Source organism: Acinetobacter sp. YH12155 (genome assembly GCF_013418255.1).
In the GTDB taxonomy this organism is placed as follows: Bacteria; Pseudomonadota; Gammaproteobacteria; order Pseudomonadales; family Moraxellaceae; genus Acinetobacter; species Acinetobacter indicus.
In genome coordinates, this window is record NZ_VPCK01000001.1 from 250,693 (window position 1) to 268,065 (window position 17,373).

A 17,373-nucleotide genomic window follows, 5' to 3' on the forward strand; every position below is an offset into this window, starting at 1 on the left:
AATTACTTAAACAAAAAACTTAAGAATGACTTGAATGACAGTCGCATTAATCAAGTCGACAAAGAAAGCACCACACAGCGGTACAATCAGGAAGGCTTTATGAGAAGCACCGTACATATTGGTAATGGCCTGCATGTTGGCAACCGCAGTAGGTGTTGCACCCATACCAAAACCACAGTGACCCGCAGCCAGTACAGCAGCATCGTAGTTTTTACCCATAACACGGAAGGTAATGAAGGCCGCATACAAGGCCATGGTGATGGTTTGCGCGCCTAGAATGACCATTAACGGGCCAGCCAGATCTGCCAGTTGCCATAATTTCAATGACAGCAATGCCATCGCCAAATATAAAGACAATGAAGCGTTACCAAATACGTCAATCGCACGGTCAAAAATAGTGACTTTGAAAATACCTTCTAATACGTTACGCAGAATTACCCCACCAGCCAAAGCCCAGACGAAAGTTGGCAACTCAAACAGCGTACCTTTGGCATAACCAGTCATAAACTCGGCAAAGGCCAGACAGGCTGCAAATAAACCTAAAGTGGTAATGGCATTGTCTGCGGTAATTAAACGCACCTGATGCGGATATTCAAATGGTACAAACTCACCCGGTACCGGTTCAACTGGCGTATTGTCACGCTGTTCAATTTGTGCATCGGTACGTGGTGTAGCCAACTGATAACGGTTGATCAGCAGCTTGGCCAATGGCCCACCAATAATACCACCAATAATCAGACCGAAGGTCGCACTGGCCATCCCCAGGGCCAAAGCACCCTGAATACCATGTTCAACCTCAAGGATTTCACCCCATGCACCCGCAGTCCCGTGACCACCGGTTAAGGTAATGGAACCGGCAATCATACCAATTAGCGGATCAATGCCCAATACTGTCGCCAGACTAATCCCGACAAAGTTTTGTACAATGATGAATAGTGAAATTGCGATCAGAAAGATCACCAGACCAATACCGCCTTCACGCAGTTTGGCAAAGTTGGCACTTAAACCGATGGAGGCAAAGAAAATCAGCATAAAACTGGTTTGTAGCGCACTACTGGTGGTAATGCTGTAGCCCCAGAAATTGTGCACGATTAAAGACACTACCGCAGCGACCAAACCGCCCGCGACAGGTTCCGGGATGTTGTAACGTCTTAGAAAATCAATATTGTTAACTAAAAAACGTCCCAAAAGGAGAACGATTACAGCCGCAATTAAGGTGTAAAACGCATTAAAAGTAAATTCCATGGCAATATCCATTTAATATGGTCAATGCTTATTGTTTTCCGGTTCTGATTATTTAAACCTGATGATATAAGCACCTTTTATGATAAGGCTGCTCTGTTTAATTTAAATAAACGGGAAAACTCTGCAATATGAATAATGTAAATCAGAAAAATTTCTGATTTGGCGATGAAGCATCTGAGCTGGAGCGCAAGACTCAGCTTCGCTCCTCAAATTCATATCAACCGGCACTGCCTGAAAAAGAAGGAGTGAAAAATAAAATACAGACACTTCAGTGGCAGGGTAATGTCAGGCTGAAATCTCTGAATAGGCTTACTATAGAAAGATAATCTCATATAGGCTCCTAAACATAGAAAATGCATTGCTTCATGTAGCCAACAAATACATCTTAATTCATAGAAAAAGCTGAACAATACAGCTTAAAAAATCGCACATTATGCATCTTTTTCTCTAAAAATCTTTATTTTTTTAACGCTATTCGCTATTAGTCTAACTTATTGCTTTTAACTATAAATTTAAGCAACTGAATTTAAAATTGTTTTTTTAAAAATCGGTAAATAAAAAAAAGAGGTGGCAAGCCACCTCTTTTTTGGTTCAGCACTTAGAAGTTATAACGTGCCATTAAACCAAAACGGTTATCTTTAAACTTGTTACCTGCAAAGGTTTCACGCTCACCGTTGATATATTCAATACCCAAATCAACTGGTTTTACTGGCGAATAAATGAAGTTTAACCATGCTTGATACACTTCTTTATTTGCATCTTCATTTGAGACTGCGTAGTCTGTGCCATCATCTGAAAAAATAGCACCATAGCCCAGTGTTGAACGCAAGTTTGGCGCAAACTTATAAGTCGCACCGACCTGGAAAGCAGTAAATTCGTTTTGTTCAATGTCACCATTCTCTGGATTAACATAGAATGCAGAGTTACTACCGTATAAATAATTGCTGTTGCCTTGAACATAAGAAACATCAGCCGATACTTTTAGCGGTTCTGCAACCTGATAATTCACACCTGCTGCTACACCCCAACCTGTTTTATCATCACCTGATTCAGCCTTATAGTGTTCAACTAATGCACGTGCTGATGCGGCACCCTTACCTTCGGCAAAACCTTGAGTCAATTTAGCAGTTAATACAGGTAAACGGTAAGTCACATTTGAGCCGGTGGTTACTGGTTTATCATCATCATTTAATTTAAGTGCCTGAGCAGAGCTATTCCCTTCTTCAGCAGAAACCAACAATTGAGTCGCCGGTGCCAGTTTGTGGCTATAACGCACTTGTGGAATACGGGTAGTACCGCCGCCGACGTTGGTACCAAAGTCAATCATTTCTGGTGCATGATTTGACAGGAAGTTAGAGGTGGTTTGACCCAATAACCAGTTGTCCAGCGTTAAGTATGCATGACGGATACGTAATGCATCGTTGCTCCCTGCGAAGTCAACTTCAACTTTACCGCCCACTTTACGGTCACCTACTGGTGAAGAGAAATCGAGACCTAAACGTGTAGTTTTTGGGGTTGCACGTAATTTGTCTTTAGCAGCACCTGTGCTGGTATGTACCGAGTTGAAGTCATTGTCTGCACCTTCAACAATATAGTTGGCATCACCACGCACAAAACCGTACAGATTGACTTCAGCACCGCCCTTCGACTTTAAGGAAAATGGTGAAGCCGATTTTGCTGCAGGTGCCGGTTGCGCCTGAACTTGCTGGATCTGGACTTGTTGCTGTTGCTGAACCTGTTGCTGCTGTTGAATTAAAGCTTTGAGTGCTTGTACTTCTTGGCGTAATTCTTGAATTTGTTGTTGTTCAGTGCTTGCCGCCTGTACCGTAGAGGCCATTGCTGCTGTAATTGCGACCGCTAATGTTTTTGTGATAAGTGAAGTTTGGATTTTACGATCCATGGGTTTCTCCAGAGTAAAAAATAATGCGCATCCGTGCTCTTTTAAGACATTTTAAATACTGACTCAGATGGCAAGCATCCCTGATTTAAATGTCATTTAATCATCACACTTTTGCTATTTATCAAATAATTAAAAGTCTTATCGATAAAGAATTACACAAAACTGTAATCGTTTTATGCTTTCAATCTAACAATTAATTTATTTTATTAAAATCACTTTTAACGTATAAGGATAAAGGACTGATCAATTTTTCTAATTCTCATTTGCAAAAATATCGAATTATCATGGTTTTATCGAAAAGTAAAAGCTGCCTACCCGGTTAAATATTAGACTATTGTATATAGCGACAGTTGATTAGAACATAAACATTTTAAGGGATTTTTCATGGATAAAGGACAAGTACAACTGGTCGATCAGGCCATTAGCTCGCGTCATTCGGTGCGCGCCTTTTTAGATCGTCCGGTCGATCCGCAAATGATTAAAGATATTCTAAGCGTGGCCAGCCGCGCACCATCCGGCACCAATATTCAGCCGTGGAAGGTGTATGTGGTGACCGGTGAAAAGCGTCAGGAACTCATTGATCGGGTCTGTCAGGCACAAACTGAACTGTATTTACATCCTGAACGTGCGGCCGATTATCAGGCCACCTTTTCCTATTATCCGGAACAATGGTTCTCGCCGTTTATTGAGCGGCGCCGTGAAAATGGCTGGGGGCTGTATGGCCTGCTCAATATTGAAAAAGGCGAAAAACAGAAGATGGCCGCGCAGCATCTGCGTAATTTTCAGCTGTTTGATGCACCGGTAGGCCTGTTTTTTACCCTGCACCGTGACCTGGAAATTGGTTCAAAAATGGATCTTTCTATGATGATGCAAAACGTGATGATTGCCGCCAAGGCACGCGGGCTGGACACCTGCCCACAAGCGGCATGGAATAGTTTTCATCGCATTGTACTGGAGGTCTTAAATGCCCCGGCCGATGAAGAACTGGTCTGTGGTATGGCCCTGGGTTATGCCGATCCTGAGCATATTGTAAATAGCTTTATTACCCCACGGGTACCGGTCGAAGAATTTGCCGTGTTTATAGAATAATTGTTTAGCTGCGGCCCTCACGCTGCAACAGCTTAAAGAGCAAAGAAGAAACCGCCCGGGTTTCTTCTTTTTTATTTTAAAGATGGATCGGGTTTAGGCGGTTTTTAATTTCCGCTCCCGATGCATGATGTACATCGCACTCACCCCAATCAGAATAAACAGCAGCATCACACTGCCCATATTTAATAAAGCATCCCAGATCAGTACATTCAACATTAAGCCGCCAATTAAACCGCAGCTAAATTGCATACTGCCCATAATCGCGCTAGCTGTACCGGCACGGGCACCCTGCTCCGACATTGCCAACGCCATGGCATTGGGGCCAGTAAAACCAATTCCGGCCACAGCTAAAAACAGCCCGGCAAAAACCACAACAATCGGCGCATGGCTCATCAGCCCGGCGATGACCAGAATTAGCGCGCCAGTGCCCTGCACCGTACCGCCTATTTTTAAACGGGTCATTAAAGAGCTGCTGGTTGCCAAATGCTTGTTTAAGGTCGAGGCCAGCATAATACCGACCGCATTGGCACCAAAAGCAATCGAAAACTGCTGCTGGTTCAGGCCATAACCATCCATCAGAACAGCGGCAGAACTGCTGATATAACAGAACATCGCCCCGCCGGTAAAACAGCCGGCAATCATCGGTAAATAAAAACTGCGGTCCTTAAAAATCGCCAGATAGAGGGTCAGCACCTGATAGAAATTCAATTTCAGACGGCGCTCTGGCGGCAAGGTTTCCTGAAAGAAAAAATGAACACATAACCAGCAAACTAAACTCATCATGGCCAGACAGACAAAAATCGCCTGCCAGTCAAAAAAGCTCAGGACGATGGCCCCCAGACCCGGCGCAATAATGGGCGCAATGGCGGTCACAATCATCATGCTGGAAAAAGCCTGCGCGGAGGCCTGCATATCCAGCCGGTCACGAATTGCCGCACGGGCAATTACCACCCCAACACAGCCCCCTAAGGCCTGCAACACCCGCGCCGCAATCAGACTCCATTCATCCTGGGCATAAACACAGAGCAGGCTGGCCAGAAAATACAGTCCCAAACCAAAATACAGTGGGGTTTTACGGCCAATCCGGTCACTTAAAGGACCATAAATTAACTGTCCAATTGCCAGGCCCAGAAAATAAGCCGGCAGACTGTTGGCCACCATTTGCGTGCTGACCCCAAAATCATCTGCCATTTGGGGCAAGGCCGGCAGATACATATCAATCGACAGCGGACCAAGCGAGATCAGCAATGCCAGCAGTAAAATCCAGGAAGATGGATACTGCTGCGGGCTTGCACTGGCATGGGAATCGGACATATTCATATTTCTTTTTTAAATGACTGATTTAAAGACAAAGTACACAGTCCATAGTATTATTTCAGGGTACTGAAAGTGAAGTTTCACATAATTGCTGCCCGCTGCATAGCATCTGGCTTCGTTTAAGGAACAGTCTTGAAATCCTGGCTCACACGTCTCAAACACTTTGCCTACAACACGGCCTTTATCTATAACATCCGGATGATGATCGCCTTTGCCGGCACCGCCTTTGTTCCTTATCTGCTCGGCTATCAGCTGGCCACCATTCCGCTAACCTTGGGCGTGGTCGCAGCCGGTTTAAGCGATATTGATGACCGCTTCTCTTTAAGAATCCTGAACCAGACTTATACCTATATCGGCTTTTTTATTACCGCCGCCTCCATTCAGCTGCTGTTTCCACATCCGGTGCTGTTTGCCATTGGCCTGATTATCTCCTGTATCGGCCTGATTCTGCTTGGTTCTCTGGGCCGGCGTTATGCCACCATTGCCTATGGCTGTCTGGTGATTTCGGTTTATGCCATGCTCGGCGTGGACCTGTTTGAAGACTGGTACACCCAGCCAGCCTTGCTGGTGGTTGGTGCAGTCTGGTACGGGCTGATTTCCACCATCAGCTTTTTACTGTTTCCGGTACGGCAGCTACAAGACAAACTTTCGCAAAGCTATGCCTCGTTAGGCGATTTCCTGTTTGCCAAATCCAATCTGTTTGATGTCGATATGACCCCCGGCAGCTATCAGCAAAGCCTGATTGACCTGTCAATGGAAAATGGCAAGCTGATTGGCCTGTTTAATGAACTGAAAACCGCGCTACTGACCCGTTTAAAAGGTGACCGCGGCCAGAAAGACACCCGCCGCAGCCTGCAGTATTATTTTATTGCCCAGGATATTCATGAACGCGCCGACTCCGCGCATATTGACTATCAGAAACTGGCCAAAATTTTTGAACACAGCGACATCCTGTTCCGTTTCCAGCGCATTCTGGCGATTCAGGGCAAAGCCTGTAAAGATTTAAGCGAAAGCATCCTGAAGCGTGAACCCTATATTCACAGCAAACGCTTTAAACATGCTTTTGAAAACCTGAAACATTCGCTGCAAAAGCTGCGCAGCGAACAGCAGTATGATCAGGTCTGGGTCAATGCCCTGTTTGCCCTGTATCAGAATCTTAAATCCATTGACGCGCAGTTACGCAACCTGGAAACCGAGCGTTATATCAAGCTGGATAAAACCAAACATATTGAAAACCAGCTTAAAGATGATGACTTGAAAGGCTGGGATGATATGGTCATCCGGATCAAGCAGCATTTAACTCCGGAATCGGTGCTGTTCCGGCATGCCATTCGATTATCGGCGGTACTGCTGATTGGCTATATTTTTGTCCAGGTCACCAATATTGAATACGGCTACTGGATTTTACTGACCGCGCTGTTTGTCACCCAACCCAACTTTAACGCCACCAAACGCCGCTTACGGCTGCGGATTGTCGGTACGCTGGTCGGGATTCTGGTCGGTTATAGCATCTTATATTTTATTCCATCGGTCGAAGGTCAGCTGTTGCTGCTGGTAGTCAGCGGAATTCTGTTCTTTGAATTGCGCAGTAAGCAGTATGCACAAGCCACCGCCTTTATTACCATTCTGGCACTGATTAACTTTAACCTCGATGGTATGGGCTTTGCCGCCGCCCTGCCGCGTATGATTGATACTTTAATTGGCTGTGCACTGGCCTGGTTTGGCGTCAGCTTTATTTTCCCGGACTGGAAATTCCGCCGCTTGCCGCGCACCATCCGTCGTGCCTTAAATGCGCAGTGTGATTATCTGACCGAAGTGGTTGAGCAATACAAAACCGGGCGCAATAACGGCCTGACCTATCGCGTGGTACGCCGTGCAGCGCATAATACCGATGCCGAGTTAGCTTCGCTCATTTCTACCTTGGCCACTGAGCCGGATTTTGATGCCTCGCAAAAAGCTCAAGCCTTTGAACTGCTGTGCCTGAATCATACCTTTATCAGCTATATTGCCGCGCTGGGCGCACACCGGGAAAAAATTGAAGATCCGGAGATCTTAACCCTGCTGGATAAAGCGCTGGAAGATATTCGCGGTGCCTTACTGAACGATGAAGTACCCGATCTGTCTTCGCAAAATATGCTGCATACCATCCGGCAGCGTTTAAGCCAAAATCATCAGGAAGATCAACAGGGATTGATTATTTTGCAGCAGTTATCGCTGATGCTGACCATCCTGCATCAACTGAGTCAGCTGAAGCAGAGTTTAAGCCATGACCGTGATCAGGATGCCACCGAACTGGCCTCGTTATAATTCGGATGATTTTGCAACAATAGACTCCTGAAATGCTGTAATTAATGCTAAACTTTTCTGAGTTTGAAATTTGTTAGTTCCACTATGACCGCGAAAAATTTATACGCTTATACTTTACAGCCTGTGAACTACGACATTAGCGAAGCCGAGCAACGTCATGCCCAGCTTTTAATTTGGCGTAGCACCAACAAAATTGGCACCAAAGCCTGGGCGATCATGGGCATTATTACGGCCCTGTCTATTCTGGGGATTATCCTGATCAAGAACTATTCCACCATTTTCTGCTGGGTGGCTCTGGTCTGTGTAGTGCTGTACTTCCTGATCCGTAAATTCGGTCTGGAATGGTATGCCAAACGTAAAATGAACGAATTTCCAGTACAGGAAATTAAAGGCATCCGTCTAGGCGTACAACCGCACGGCATCATCATGCGTCAGCAAATGGGCCTGCAAGAAGGCATGGGCGCGATTAGCTGGAAAGATATTTATGAATGGTATTCTACCCCGGATTTCATTCTGGTGAACTTTACCGTCAAAGGTCAGCAAGGCGCTTATATCTTGCCAAAACGTCTGGATTCTAAAAACTTTTCTTTTAAAACCATTCGTAAGCACCTGCTTGAATCTGTAGGTGAGCCAAAACAGCTTTAAGCCTGTAAGCTCAAAAAAACCTCCACCCTGCTGGAGGTTTTTTTATCCGGTTTGTACCAATCTAAATGATAATGAGAATAAATATTATATTCAAACTCTATTCCATCTCGCTATTCTTCAGTTATAATTTCGCCCATTGTTCTCTTCACACTGCTGCTGTATTGCTATGCTTAAAAAAATATTTTTCCAGCTGCACTGGTTCCTTGGAATTAGTGCGGGCCTGATTCTCGCACTGATGGGTGTTACCGGTGCGATTTATTCCTATGAACAACAAATTCTAAAATGGATGAATCCGGACAGTTATACCGTGCAGGTCGAAAACCGGGCCAAGCTCACCCCGGCGGAAATCTATCAGCATTTTCAGCTGACTCAACCTGAAACCAAAATTAATAGCATTACTATCGCCTCCGATCCGGCAGCATCTTCGAGTGTCAATATTGCCAAAGAAGGCGCACGTCGCGGCCAGAATGTGCTGATTAACCCCTACAGCGCAGAAGTGTTACCCGAGATTAAAGGCCGTGAATTTTTCCAGTTTATCCAGCAGTTACACCGTAACCTGACCGTTGGCCCGGTCGGCAAGCAGATTACCGGCGCCTGTGCCTTGATGCTGATTTTCTTTGTCTTGAGTGGTCTGTATCTACGCTGGCCGAAAAAGCATTCGGTAAAACAGTGGTTCTTTGTGAAGCCGAAACTTAAAGGCCGGAACTTCATCTGGGATTTACACGCCGTTGTCGGCACCTGGGTGGTGATTTTCTACCTGATTCTGGCCTGTACCGGTCTGTACTGGTCCTATGACTGGTGGCGTAATGGCATGTTCAAGGTGCTGGGCGTAGAGCGTCCACAACCGCAAATGCAGGCCAATGCCGCGCCGCAAGGTCAGCGTGGTGCGCCGCAAGGCCGTGAACGTGGCGAAGGTACTGCGCGTGAAGGTCGTGGCGAGCGTGCGGAAGGACTGGATTCGCTGCAAATGCAGGCTGTATTAAACCAGACCTGGACTGGCGTACAGGCACAACTGGGACGCGACTACTCAACCATGACCCTGAATCTGCCCAAACAGGCCAATGGCGAGGTTAGCCTGAACTTTGTCGATGCAGTACCGCAGCATGAACGTGCCCGTAATAGTGCAACCTATAACTATCAGACGGCCAGCCTCACCGACATCAGCCTGTATGAAGATAAAAAACTCAATGAAAAAATCATGAGCAGCATGTTACCGGTTCACCGTGGCAGCTTCTTTGGTCCGGTGTACCAGTTCTTTGCCATGGTCGCTTCCCTGCTGATGCCGCTGTTCTTTGTGACCGGCTGGATGCTGTATCTGAAACGTCGCAAGCAGAAGAAACTGACCCAGGCAGCACGGAATAGCGCAAGCGCCGTCACGGTTGATCCAAATGCCAAACCGTGGCTGATTGCCTACGCCACCCAAACCGGCGTGGCTGAACAGCTGGCCTGGCGTACTGCGACCAGTTTGCAGGAAGCGCATCAGCCGGTGACCGTGAAACCGGTCCAGCAATTGAGTCTGGAAGATCTGCAATCGGTAGAACAGGTGCTGTTTGTAGCCAGTACCTATGGTACCGGTGAAGCACCTGATTTAGCCTCCAGCTTTGACAAGAAAATCCTGAGCAGCTCGGCCAATTTACAGCATCTGCGTTATGCGGTACTGGCGCTGGGCTCCAAGGAATATCCGGACAGCTACTGCAGCTTTGGTCATAAAATTGATCAGTGGTTACAACGCAATCAGGCACAGCCTCTGTTTGCCACCATTGAAGTGGACAATGCCAGCAATGAAGATATCCAACGCTGGAATACAGCACTAGCTCAAGCCACCCAGCTTGAATTGCAAGGCATGGACATTCACAAGACCTTTGACAGCTGGATTCTGAAACAGCGTGATCTGCTCAATCCGAACAGTCTGGGTGCACCAGCCTATAATATCGAGCTGGCGCCGCAACACGAAGCACACTGGGAAGCCGGTGATATTGCCGAAATCCAGCCAGGGAACAGTCCTGAGCGTCTGGCAGCCTTTATACAACAGCATCAGATTCAGCCAGGTACCCTGCTAGATTCGACCGGTGAACCGATTGAACAGGCGCTCTGGGACAAAGATCTGACGGTTGAAATCGAGCCGTTTGCCAATCTGGAACATTTACTGGAACAGTTACCGACCCTGCCTGCACGTGAATACTCAATTGCCAGCATTCCATCGCAGCAGATTTTGCGTCTGGTGGTCCGCCAGCAATCCGATGCCCAAGGTCAACTGGGTCTTGGTTCGGGCTGGCTCACCCAACATGCGCCGCTACAGAGCAGTATTGCCCTGCGCATTCGCACCAATGAATCGTTCCACCTGATTGATGACAACCGTCCAATCATCTGTATTGGTAACGGGACTGGTATTGCCGGGCTAATGAGTCTATTACAGGCACGTATCCGTCATGACTATACCCAGAACTGGCTGATTTTCGGTGAACGTCAGCGCGCACATGACTTTTTCTATGAAAATATTGTGTCTGCATGGCAAAGCACCGGCATGTTGCAGCGTCTGGATGTGGCCTTCTCGCGTGATCAGGAACAGAAAGTCTATGTACACCATAAATTGCGTGAACAGGCCAAAGAACTGCAACGCTGGATTGAGCAAGGTGCCGTGATTTATGTCTGCGGCAGTATTGATGGCATGGCCAGCGATGTTGACCAGACCCTGATTGAACTGCTTGGTGAAGCTACGGTGGATCAGTTACGCAGTGAAGGCCGTTACCGCCGTGATGTCTACTAAGTTTTGCTAACTTGCTGAAAACTAAAATTGAAAAAACCGGACTTGATGTCCGGTTTTTTCATCTTGATCTTTTATAATCTGCAGATACATCACGCTATTTATGATTATTCCGCCATGCAGAGTCACAGCCACGCCCCACTGAAACGTATCTTTAGCCTGATGGCTGCAGTTCTACTGCTGGCCAATGGTTTGTGGTTGCTCAGCCTGAACAGCTTTCATTTTGGTACCCTGCTGCCGATGCTGCTCGGTACAGCACTGTTCATTTATGCCTTGTGTTATGTTCCGCTACAGCGCTGGATTCGACAGCGCCCGATCTATCAACAAGGCTGGCGTTTAGTATGGGGTGCTTTCTGGGTCTGGCTACTCAGTGTGGTACTGTTCTTTGGCTACTTACACTGGCAAAGCCTGCATAGCCAACCCAATCCAAATACGCAGGCGATTCTGATTTTAGGCGGGGGAATCCAGCACAACCAGCCAACACCGACCTTGGCCAAACGCCTGGATGCCGGGGCAGTGTTGGCCAAGCAGCTGCCACAGATTCCCATTATCGTCAGTGGTGGCGCCGCTTTTGGGAATCAGTGGACCGAAGCCGAAGTGATGGCGCACTATTTAACAGAGCAGCATCATCTTCCGAAAACACGAATTCTATTGGAAGCACGCAGTACCAGTACCGCTCTGAATTTCCACAATTCCAAGGCCTTGTTGACTCAGCACGACATTCAGCTCAGTGATCCGATTGCCGTGGTGACCAGTGATTTTCATTTACCGCGTGCGCTGGCCATTGCCTGCAAACAGGGCTATCAGCAGCCCTTGCCCTATAGCGCTCCTACACCACTCTATATTCGCTATAACTCCTGGTTACGCGAATATTTTGCTTATGTAAGTGGTTGGCTACTCAATGAATATTAATACCCAATAAATATTAATTAAGGCGAATGGAACGTGGCGAAGGCAGTTGCAGGTTTTTATAGACCTCAGGTTTTTGCAAATAAATCTGGTAAAGATAGTTTTTAATATCCAGCAGCAGCTTTTCCGGTGCCACCAGTACATTCTGCCCTTCAGGACTAAGATTCATTGACACCAGTGTGCTTTCCTGCCTTAAAAATGGCAGGACTTTTTCAATAAAATCTTTAAAGCTGACTTCCTGAATATCGTAATTTTCCCAGTTGTCTTTGACCAGCAGTTTGGCCAGACTTTTATTTTGCCAGACCGCAAAAGCACGCTGTCCGGTGGGTGTGGCACATAAGGCCCAGCCGTCATGATACAGCGCAAACACTTGTCCCTGGCTGACCATAATTTCAATAAACTGTTTGTAAATATCTTGAACGTTATAGCTTGAAGTTTGAGATTTAGACGCGGCCTTGCGTTGATATGGATTTCGCATAGATCATCCAGTCCATTTTATTGTTTTATAATGCTGGGATTCTATGGAATATTTAAGATTTAGGCAAGAAAGATATGGTGGGCGCTGACGGGATCGAACCGCCGACATTCTGCTTGTAAGGCAGACGCTCTACCAACTGAGCTAAGCGCCCTGAAGAGTAAAAAATAATATATTATTTTTTACGACGCAAGACCAACGAAGTGTGTAGTCTTGTAATTGATCACATTTTTCACATCAGGGCATAAAAAATGGCGCAGCGGACGGGGCTCGAACCCGCGACCCCCGGCGTGACAGGCCGGTATTCTAACCAACTGAACTACCGCTGCAACGGTAATTGCGTAAGCAATTAAGGTCTTTTAAGCTTTACAGCTTGAATATGGTGGGCGCTGACGGGATCGAACCGCCGACATTCTGCTTGTAAGGCAGACGCTCTACCAACTGAGCTAAGCGCCCTGATTAAGATTGTCAATCTTGATTCCACTATAAGCTCAGGAAACTTATAGGGCTATTCTTTGAGTTGGCGCAGCGGACGGGGCTCGAACCCGCGACCCCCGGCGTGACAGGCCGGTATTCTAACCAACTGAACTACCGCTGCATCGCAAAAGAATCATGGTGGGCGCTGACGGGATCGAACCGCCGACATTCTGCTTGTAAGGCAGACGCTCTACCAACTGAGCTAAGCGCCCTCAAAAGCGTTTTATGTAAATGGCGCAGCGGACGGGGCTCGAACCCGCGACCCCCGGCGTGACAGGCCGGTATTCTAACCAACTGAACTACCGCTGCACTTACACAAAGTCACTATTGTGGTTCAAACGAATATTAAAGAAGCTTAAGTGGCGCAGCGGACGGGGCTCGAACCCGCGACCCCCGGCGTGACAGGCCGGTATTCTAACCAACTGAACTACCGCTGCACGTAAGAATCTTTAACGTAAAGGCTTGGTGGGCGCTGACGGGATCGAACCGCCGACATTCTGCTTGTAAGGCAGACGCTCTACCAACTGAGCTAAGCGCCCTTAACGTCTTCATCGTTTGTGAGGTGCATTATAGAGAATCTTTACCGCCTGTCAAACGCTTTTCTGCCAGTTTTCACTTTTTTATGACTGAGTGATTAAAAAATAAGTGATTCGCTAGAAAAACAAACAAATTCTGTATGTTATTTGACTTTATTCAAAAAATTTTATTTTTAGCTCACTTGAGAATAGAAGAAATTTCTTGCAATTACCCCCCTGCTCGCCTGCACATTTTTATTTTTTCCCTGTGAAAAATGGCAGCAAAATTCAGGCTTAAGTCTTATGGCTGTGGTTCAATGGCCAAGGGGCTAAAATCCAGCCGCTTTTCAGACAAATACACCAATGCCTGTTCTGGAATCAGCTCGAACAGCTCGATAATGTCGCGATTGCGCATCCGGATACAGCCATGTGACTTGGGAATGCCCATCGGTTCGGTATCTGGCGTGCCATGCAAATAAATATAACGTTTAAAGGTGTCACAGCCAGCGCCCTGGTTAAAACCATCCTCCAGCCCTGATAGCCATAAAATACGGGACAAAATCCAGTCACGTTCAGGAAACTGTTCGGCCAGCTCATCATCATAAATTTCACCCGTTGGCTGACGGGCAATAAACACGGTATTTTCCGGCGCATCTGCACCAAACTTGAGGGCCACCTGATGCCAGCCACGTGGGGTTTTGCCACTATTTTCTGCTTCACCAATGCCCTTTTCACCGGTAGACACCACATACAGTTTATTGTGTTTTGGTAGATATAAGGTCTGCTCAGATAAATCAACCAGAATATCCGCAGCATGTAGAGGGTAGATCATTCTTGCTTTACCTTTGGTGGAGTGACAACAACAGGTTCAGGGCGTAGCCATAACCAGATTGCCACCACAAACATGGTCAGGTTGGTAAAAATTTTGACTGCCAGCGGAGCCGTGGTAAATAACATGATGCAGGCACTGATCAGCATCATGATGGTGGCAAACCATTTGGCTTTACGCGGTACGGTGCCATTGGCACGCCAGTCTCTTAAGGTCTGGCCATATTTGGGATGGTTCAGCAACCAGGCATCCATTTGCGGCCAGCCTTTGGACGCGGCCCAGGCCGCTAAAATCAGAAAGACTGTTGTTGGCATACCGGGCAACACTGCACCAATGAAGCCGAGGATGACAAAAATCACCACCAAACTTCGCCAAAACAATACTCTCATACCGCAACCCTACCCGTCGAATTGCGCTAGTATAAAGCGTTTTTAAACTTTTCTTCGTTGTAATTCTGCTGTTTAACCATGGATTTACTGATGTCGCCTAACACCTTTACTGATATTTCTGCTGAACCCTGGTTAAATTTCCGCAATCCGCTGGTGCGGCAACTGGCCTTTAGCGTGGCCAGTCCCAACATTTTACAGCAGCTGCCACCAGCACTGGAGCAGCGTTATGGCTTTGATTTTCATCCTACAGATTGCTGGTTGCAGCACTTTGATCATTATCAAAGCCGGCTGAAGCATTTAGACCAGCATCCGGCTGCACTGGAAGATTTTTTAAGCCAGCTCAAAAGTACCCGGCTAGGGCTGCGGTTTGAAATGCTGCTCTGGTTCTGGCTGACCGAGCGTGACTATCATCCTTATGAATTGCTCGGACATAGCATTCAGATAATTGATGGACCACGCACCACGGGCGAACTCGATTTTCTGCTGCTAAACCATGACCACCAGCAAGTTGAACATTGGGAAGTGGCGCTCAAATATTATCTGGCTGAACGTGATTTGAGTCTGCCCTACTGGTATGGGCTGAACCGCAGCGACACCTTATTACGCAAGTTAACCCACTTTACCCAAAAGCAGTTTCAGTTTCAGCAGGCCCAAGGTCATACCATTCAACAGCGCTTTGCCGTGTTAAAAGGCCAGCTGTATCTGCCTGAACATGCTACTGCACAGGCTCTTCCTGACTGGGTCAATCCCGAGCGCAGAATTGGCACCTGGGGCCAGCATTTGCCGAAAAATCATCAGGATTTTTACCGACTGCAACGGCATGAATGGATTTGCCCACATGCCAGTCCAAGCAGTTCAGCCAACGCATTCTGGAGCAATGGCTTATATCTGAATCAGGACCAGTCTGCATTTTATATGTATCGCAACCCGGTGCTGATGGATGCGTGTTATCAGCACTATTGGACTAAAAGCCTATCTTTGAACAACATTTAATTACTCAACCACAATCAAAGCACTATATTTTTTTGGCTGTATATTTCTTACTCTAATTTTCACATCAGAATAATTTATGCTTAATGATACGGAGATGATGATGAAAAAAATTCTAGCGACTTCATTACTAATGATGTTTGTTCTGACTGGTTGTAATACAGTAAAAGGTCTAGGTGAAGATGTCTCTTCAGCAGGTAATGCGGTAAGTAATACGGCTGAAAAAACTCAGGACGAAATCCGTCAATAATCAAATTTCAATGCAAATTCCCGGCAAAAACCTTATCTCCTGATAAGGTTTTTTTATATTAAAAACTCCCCTTCTCGGCATGATTCCCCTATTATAGGGGCAAATTTTTTGCATGATTCCAAAGCCATGAACCACTCAGATACGCTCGAGCTCAGCTTACAGTTATTACGTCAACCTTCCGTAACACCTGTTGATCATAACTGCCAAGACATCATGGCGGAACGCTTAAAAAAGATTGGCTTTAATATTGAATCAATGCGTTTTGAAGATGTCGATAATCTTTGGGCGCGTAAAGGCACAGAAGGCCCGGTGTTCTGTTTTGCCGGTCATACCGATGTGGTCCCTACCGGTAGTTTAGATGCCTGGCATTCTGACCCGTTTGCTCCAGAAATTCGTGATGGCAAGCTCTATGGCCGCGGTAGTGCCGATATGAAAACGGCATTGGCAGCCATGGTGGTGGCTTCAGAACGCTTTGTGGCCAAACATCCAGATCATAAAGGCTCAATTGCGTTCTTAATTACCTCAGATGAAGAAGGTCCATCCATTAACGGTACCGTAAAGGTGGTTGAAACCCTGGAAGCACGTAATGAAAAAATGGACTGGTGTCTGGTCGGTGAACCATCAAGCACCCATCGTCTGGGTGATATTGTCAAAAATGGCCGTCGTGGTTCATTAAATGCGGTATTAACCGTGAAAGGCAAACAGGGCCATGTGGCTTATCCACATCTGGCAATTAACCCGATTCATACTGCCTCTAAAGCGCTGGCTGAACTGTGCGAAACTGTTTGGGACAATGGCAACGAATACTTCCCGGCCACCTCTTTCCAGGTGTCGAATATTCAGGCCGGTACCGGTGCAACCAACGTGGTACCGGGCACCATGACCGTGACCTTTAACTTCCGCTACTCGACTGAAGTGACTGCTGAGCAGCTCAAAGCCCGGGTACTGGAAATTCTGGACCGCCATCAACTGAACTATGACATTCAATGGACACTGTCCGGTTTACCATTCCTGACCCCAGTTGGTGAACTGGTCAATGCCGCCAAAAATGCAATTCGCAATGTGACTGGTGTTGAAACTGAACTGTCTACTTCGGGCGGAACATCAGATGGCCGCTTTATCGCGCCAACCGGTGCACAAGTGCTGGAACTCGGTGTGCTGAACGCGACCATTCACCAGATCAATGAACACGTGAATATTGATGATTTAGAACCACTGGCTGAAATTTATGAGCAGATTCTTGAAGGCCTGCTGACTTAATTTTTTGCTGTT

Annotated in this window: 14 protein-coding genes and 8 tRNA genes; 8 read left to right on the plus strand and 14 right to left on the minus strand. The window is 46.7% G+C overall.

All coding sequences use genetic code 11. The annotated features are described in order from the left end of the window. Positions 1–6: 6 nt before the first annotated feature. Positions 7–1,245, minus strand: coding sequence for a sodium/glutamate symporter (gltS, locus tag FTU86_RS01220; protein WP_005179501.1), 1,239 nt, complete (start codon positions 1,243–1,245; stop codon positions 7–9). Between the two features lie 598 nt (positions 1,246–1,843). Next, positions 1,844–3,145, minus strand: a complete 1,302-nt coding sequence (locus FTU86_RS01225; protein ID WP_180036490.1) for a DcaP family trimeric outer membrane transporter — start codon at positions 3,143–3,145, stop codon at positions 1,844–1,846. 384 nt (positions 3,146–3,529) lie between these two features. On the opposite strand from FTU86_RS01225, the gene FTU86_RS01230 reads away from it, so the two are divergent. Continuing rightward, positions 3,530–4,234 carry a nitroreductase gene (locus FTU86_RS01230; RefSeq protein WP_180036491.1) on the plus strand — a complete coding sequence of 235 codons (705 nt, stop codon included), beginning with the start codon at positions 3,530–3,532 and terminating at the stop codon, positions 4,232–4,234. Positions 4,235–4,327: 93 nt separating this feature from the next. Here FTU86_RS01230 and FTU86_RS01235 read toward each other — a convergent pair whose 3' ends face one another. Beyond that, positions 4,328–5,548: a multidrug effflux MFS transporter gene (locus FTU86_RS01235; RefSeq protein WP_180036492.1), complete on the minus strand. Its 1,221-nt coding sequence runs from the start codon at positions 5,546–5,548 to the stop codon at positions 4,328–4,330. A 135-nt stretch (positions 5,549–5,683) separates the two neighbouring features. Between FTU86_RS01235 and yccS the strand changes: the two genes are divergently transcribed. The 4 genes from yccS to FTU86_RS01255 all read left to right on the plus strand — a co-directional run bounded on the left by yccS (position 5,684) and on the right by FTU86_RS01255 (position 12,179). Continuing rightward, a complete protein-coding gene (gene yccS, locus FTU86_RS01240; protein WP_045796242.1) occupies positions 5,684–7,858 on the plus strand; it encodes a YccS family putative transporter in 2,175 nt (724 codons plus the stop codon). Positions 7,859–7,942: 84 nt separating this feature from the next. After that, positions 7,943–8,503: a YcxB family protein gene (locus tag FTU86_RS01245; protein WP_005179510.1), complete on the plus strand. Its 561-nt coding sequence runs from the start codon at positions 7,943–7,945 to the stop codon at positions 8,501–8,503. A gap of 166 nt (positions 8,504–8,669) precedes the next feature. Continuing rightward, complete coding sequence (locus FTU86_RS01250) at positions 8,670–11,270, plus strand: sulfite reductase flavoprotein subunit alpha (RefSeq protein ID WP_180036493.1); 2,601 nt, start codon at positions 8,670–8,672, stop codon at positions 11,268–11,270. A gap of 114 nt (positions 11,271–11,384) precedes the next feature. Then, positions 11,385–12,179, plus strand: coding sequence for a YdcF family protein (locus FTU86_RS01255; protein WP_180048302.1), 795 nt, complete (start codon positions 11,385–11,387; stop codon positions 12,177–12,179). 13 nt (positions 12,180–12,192) lie between these two features. On the opposite strand, the gene FTU86_RS01260 is transcribed toward FTU86_RS01255, so the two are convergent. From FTU86_RS01260 to FTU86_RS01310, 11 genes are all read right to left on the minus strand, one after another. After that, positions 12,193–12,654 carry a DUF2750 domain-containing protein gene (locus FTU86_RS01260; RefSeq protein ID WP_005179520.1) on the minus strand — a complete coding sequence of 154 codons (462 nt, stop codon included), beginning with the start codon at positions 12,652–12,654 and terminating at the stop codon, positions 12,193–12,195. 75 nt (positions 12,655–12,729) lie between these two features. Then, positions 12,730–12,805: transfer RNA gene (locus FTU86_RS01265), tRNA-Val, on the minus strand. Positions 12,806–12,903: 98 nt separating this feature from the next. After that, positions 12,904–12,980: transfer RNA gene (locus tag FTU86_RS01270), tRNA-Asp, on the minus strand. A gap of 51 nt (positions 12,981–13,031) precedes the next feature. Further along, a tRNA-Val gene (locus FTU86_RS01275) sits at positions 13,032–13,107 on the minus strand. Between the two features lie 65 nt (positions 13,108–13,172). Next, positions 13,173–13,249 (minus strand) — tRNA-Asp (locus tag FTU86_RS01280). 15 nt (positions 13,250–13,264) lie between these two features. Then, a tRNA-Val gene (locus FTU86_RS01285) sits at positions 13,265–13,340 on the minus strand. Between the two features lie 20 nt (positions 13,341–13,360). After that, positions 13,361–13,437 (minus strand) — tRNA-Asp (locus FTU86_RS01290). A gap of 51 nt (positions 13,438–13,488) precedes the next feature. Further along, positions 13,489–13,565, minus strand: a tRNA-Asp gene (locus FTU86_RS01295). Between the two features lie 26 nt (positions 13,566–13,591). Beyond that, positions 13,592–13,667, minus strand: a tRNA-Val gene (locus FTU86_RS01300). 277 nt (positions 13,668–13,944) lie between these two features. Then, entirely contained in the window at positions 13,945–14,475 is a 531-nt protein-coding gene (elsL, locus tag FTU86_RS01305) for a cell wall-recycling L,D-carboxypeptidase ElsL (protein ID WP_104488696.1), read from the minus strand. Continuing rightward, the gene (locus tag FTU86_RS01310; RefSeq protein ID WP_075167111.1) at positions 14,472–14,861 is read right to left on the minus strand and encodes a YbaN family protein; all 390 of its coding nucleotides are present in this window, start codon (positions 14,859–14,861) and stop codon (positions 14,472–14,474) included. The genes elsL and FTU86_RS01310 overlap by 4 nt, the downstream gene beginning before the upstream one ends. A 90-nt stretch (positions 14,862–14,951) precedes the next feature. Here FTU86_RS01310 and FTU86_RS01315 point away from each other — a divergent pair, with 90 nt between their 5' ends. The 3 genes from FTU86_RS01315 to dapE all read left to right on the plus strand — a co-directional run bounded on the left by FTU86_RS01315 (position 14,952) and on the right by dapE (position 17,361). Continuing rightward, a complete protein-coding gene (locus FTU86_RS01315) occupies positions 14,952–15,854 on the plus strand; it encodes a DUF1853 family protein (protein ID WP_016659332.1) in 903 nt (300 codons plus the stop codon). Positions 15,855–15,954: 100 nt separating this feature from the next. Further along, positions 15,955–16,101 carry an entericidin A/B family lipoprotein gene (locus FTU86_RS01320; protein ID WP_005179532.1) on the plus strand — a complete coding sequence of 49 codons (147 nt, stop codon included), beginning with the start codon at positions 15,955–15,957 and terminating at the stop codon, positions 16,099–16,101. Between the two features lie 126 nt (positions 16,102–16,227). After that, positions 16,228–17,361, plus strand: coding sequence for a succinyl-diaminopimelate desuccinylase (dapE, locus tag FTU86_RS01325; RefSeq protein ID WP_005179534.1), 1,134 nt, complete (start codon positions 16,228–16,230; stop codon positions 17,359–17,361). Positions 17,362–17,373 lie beyond the last annotated feature (12 nt).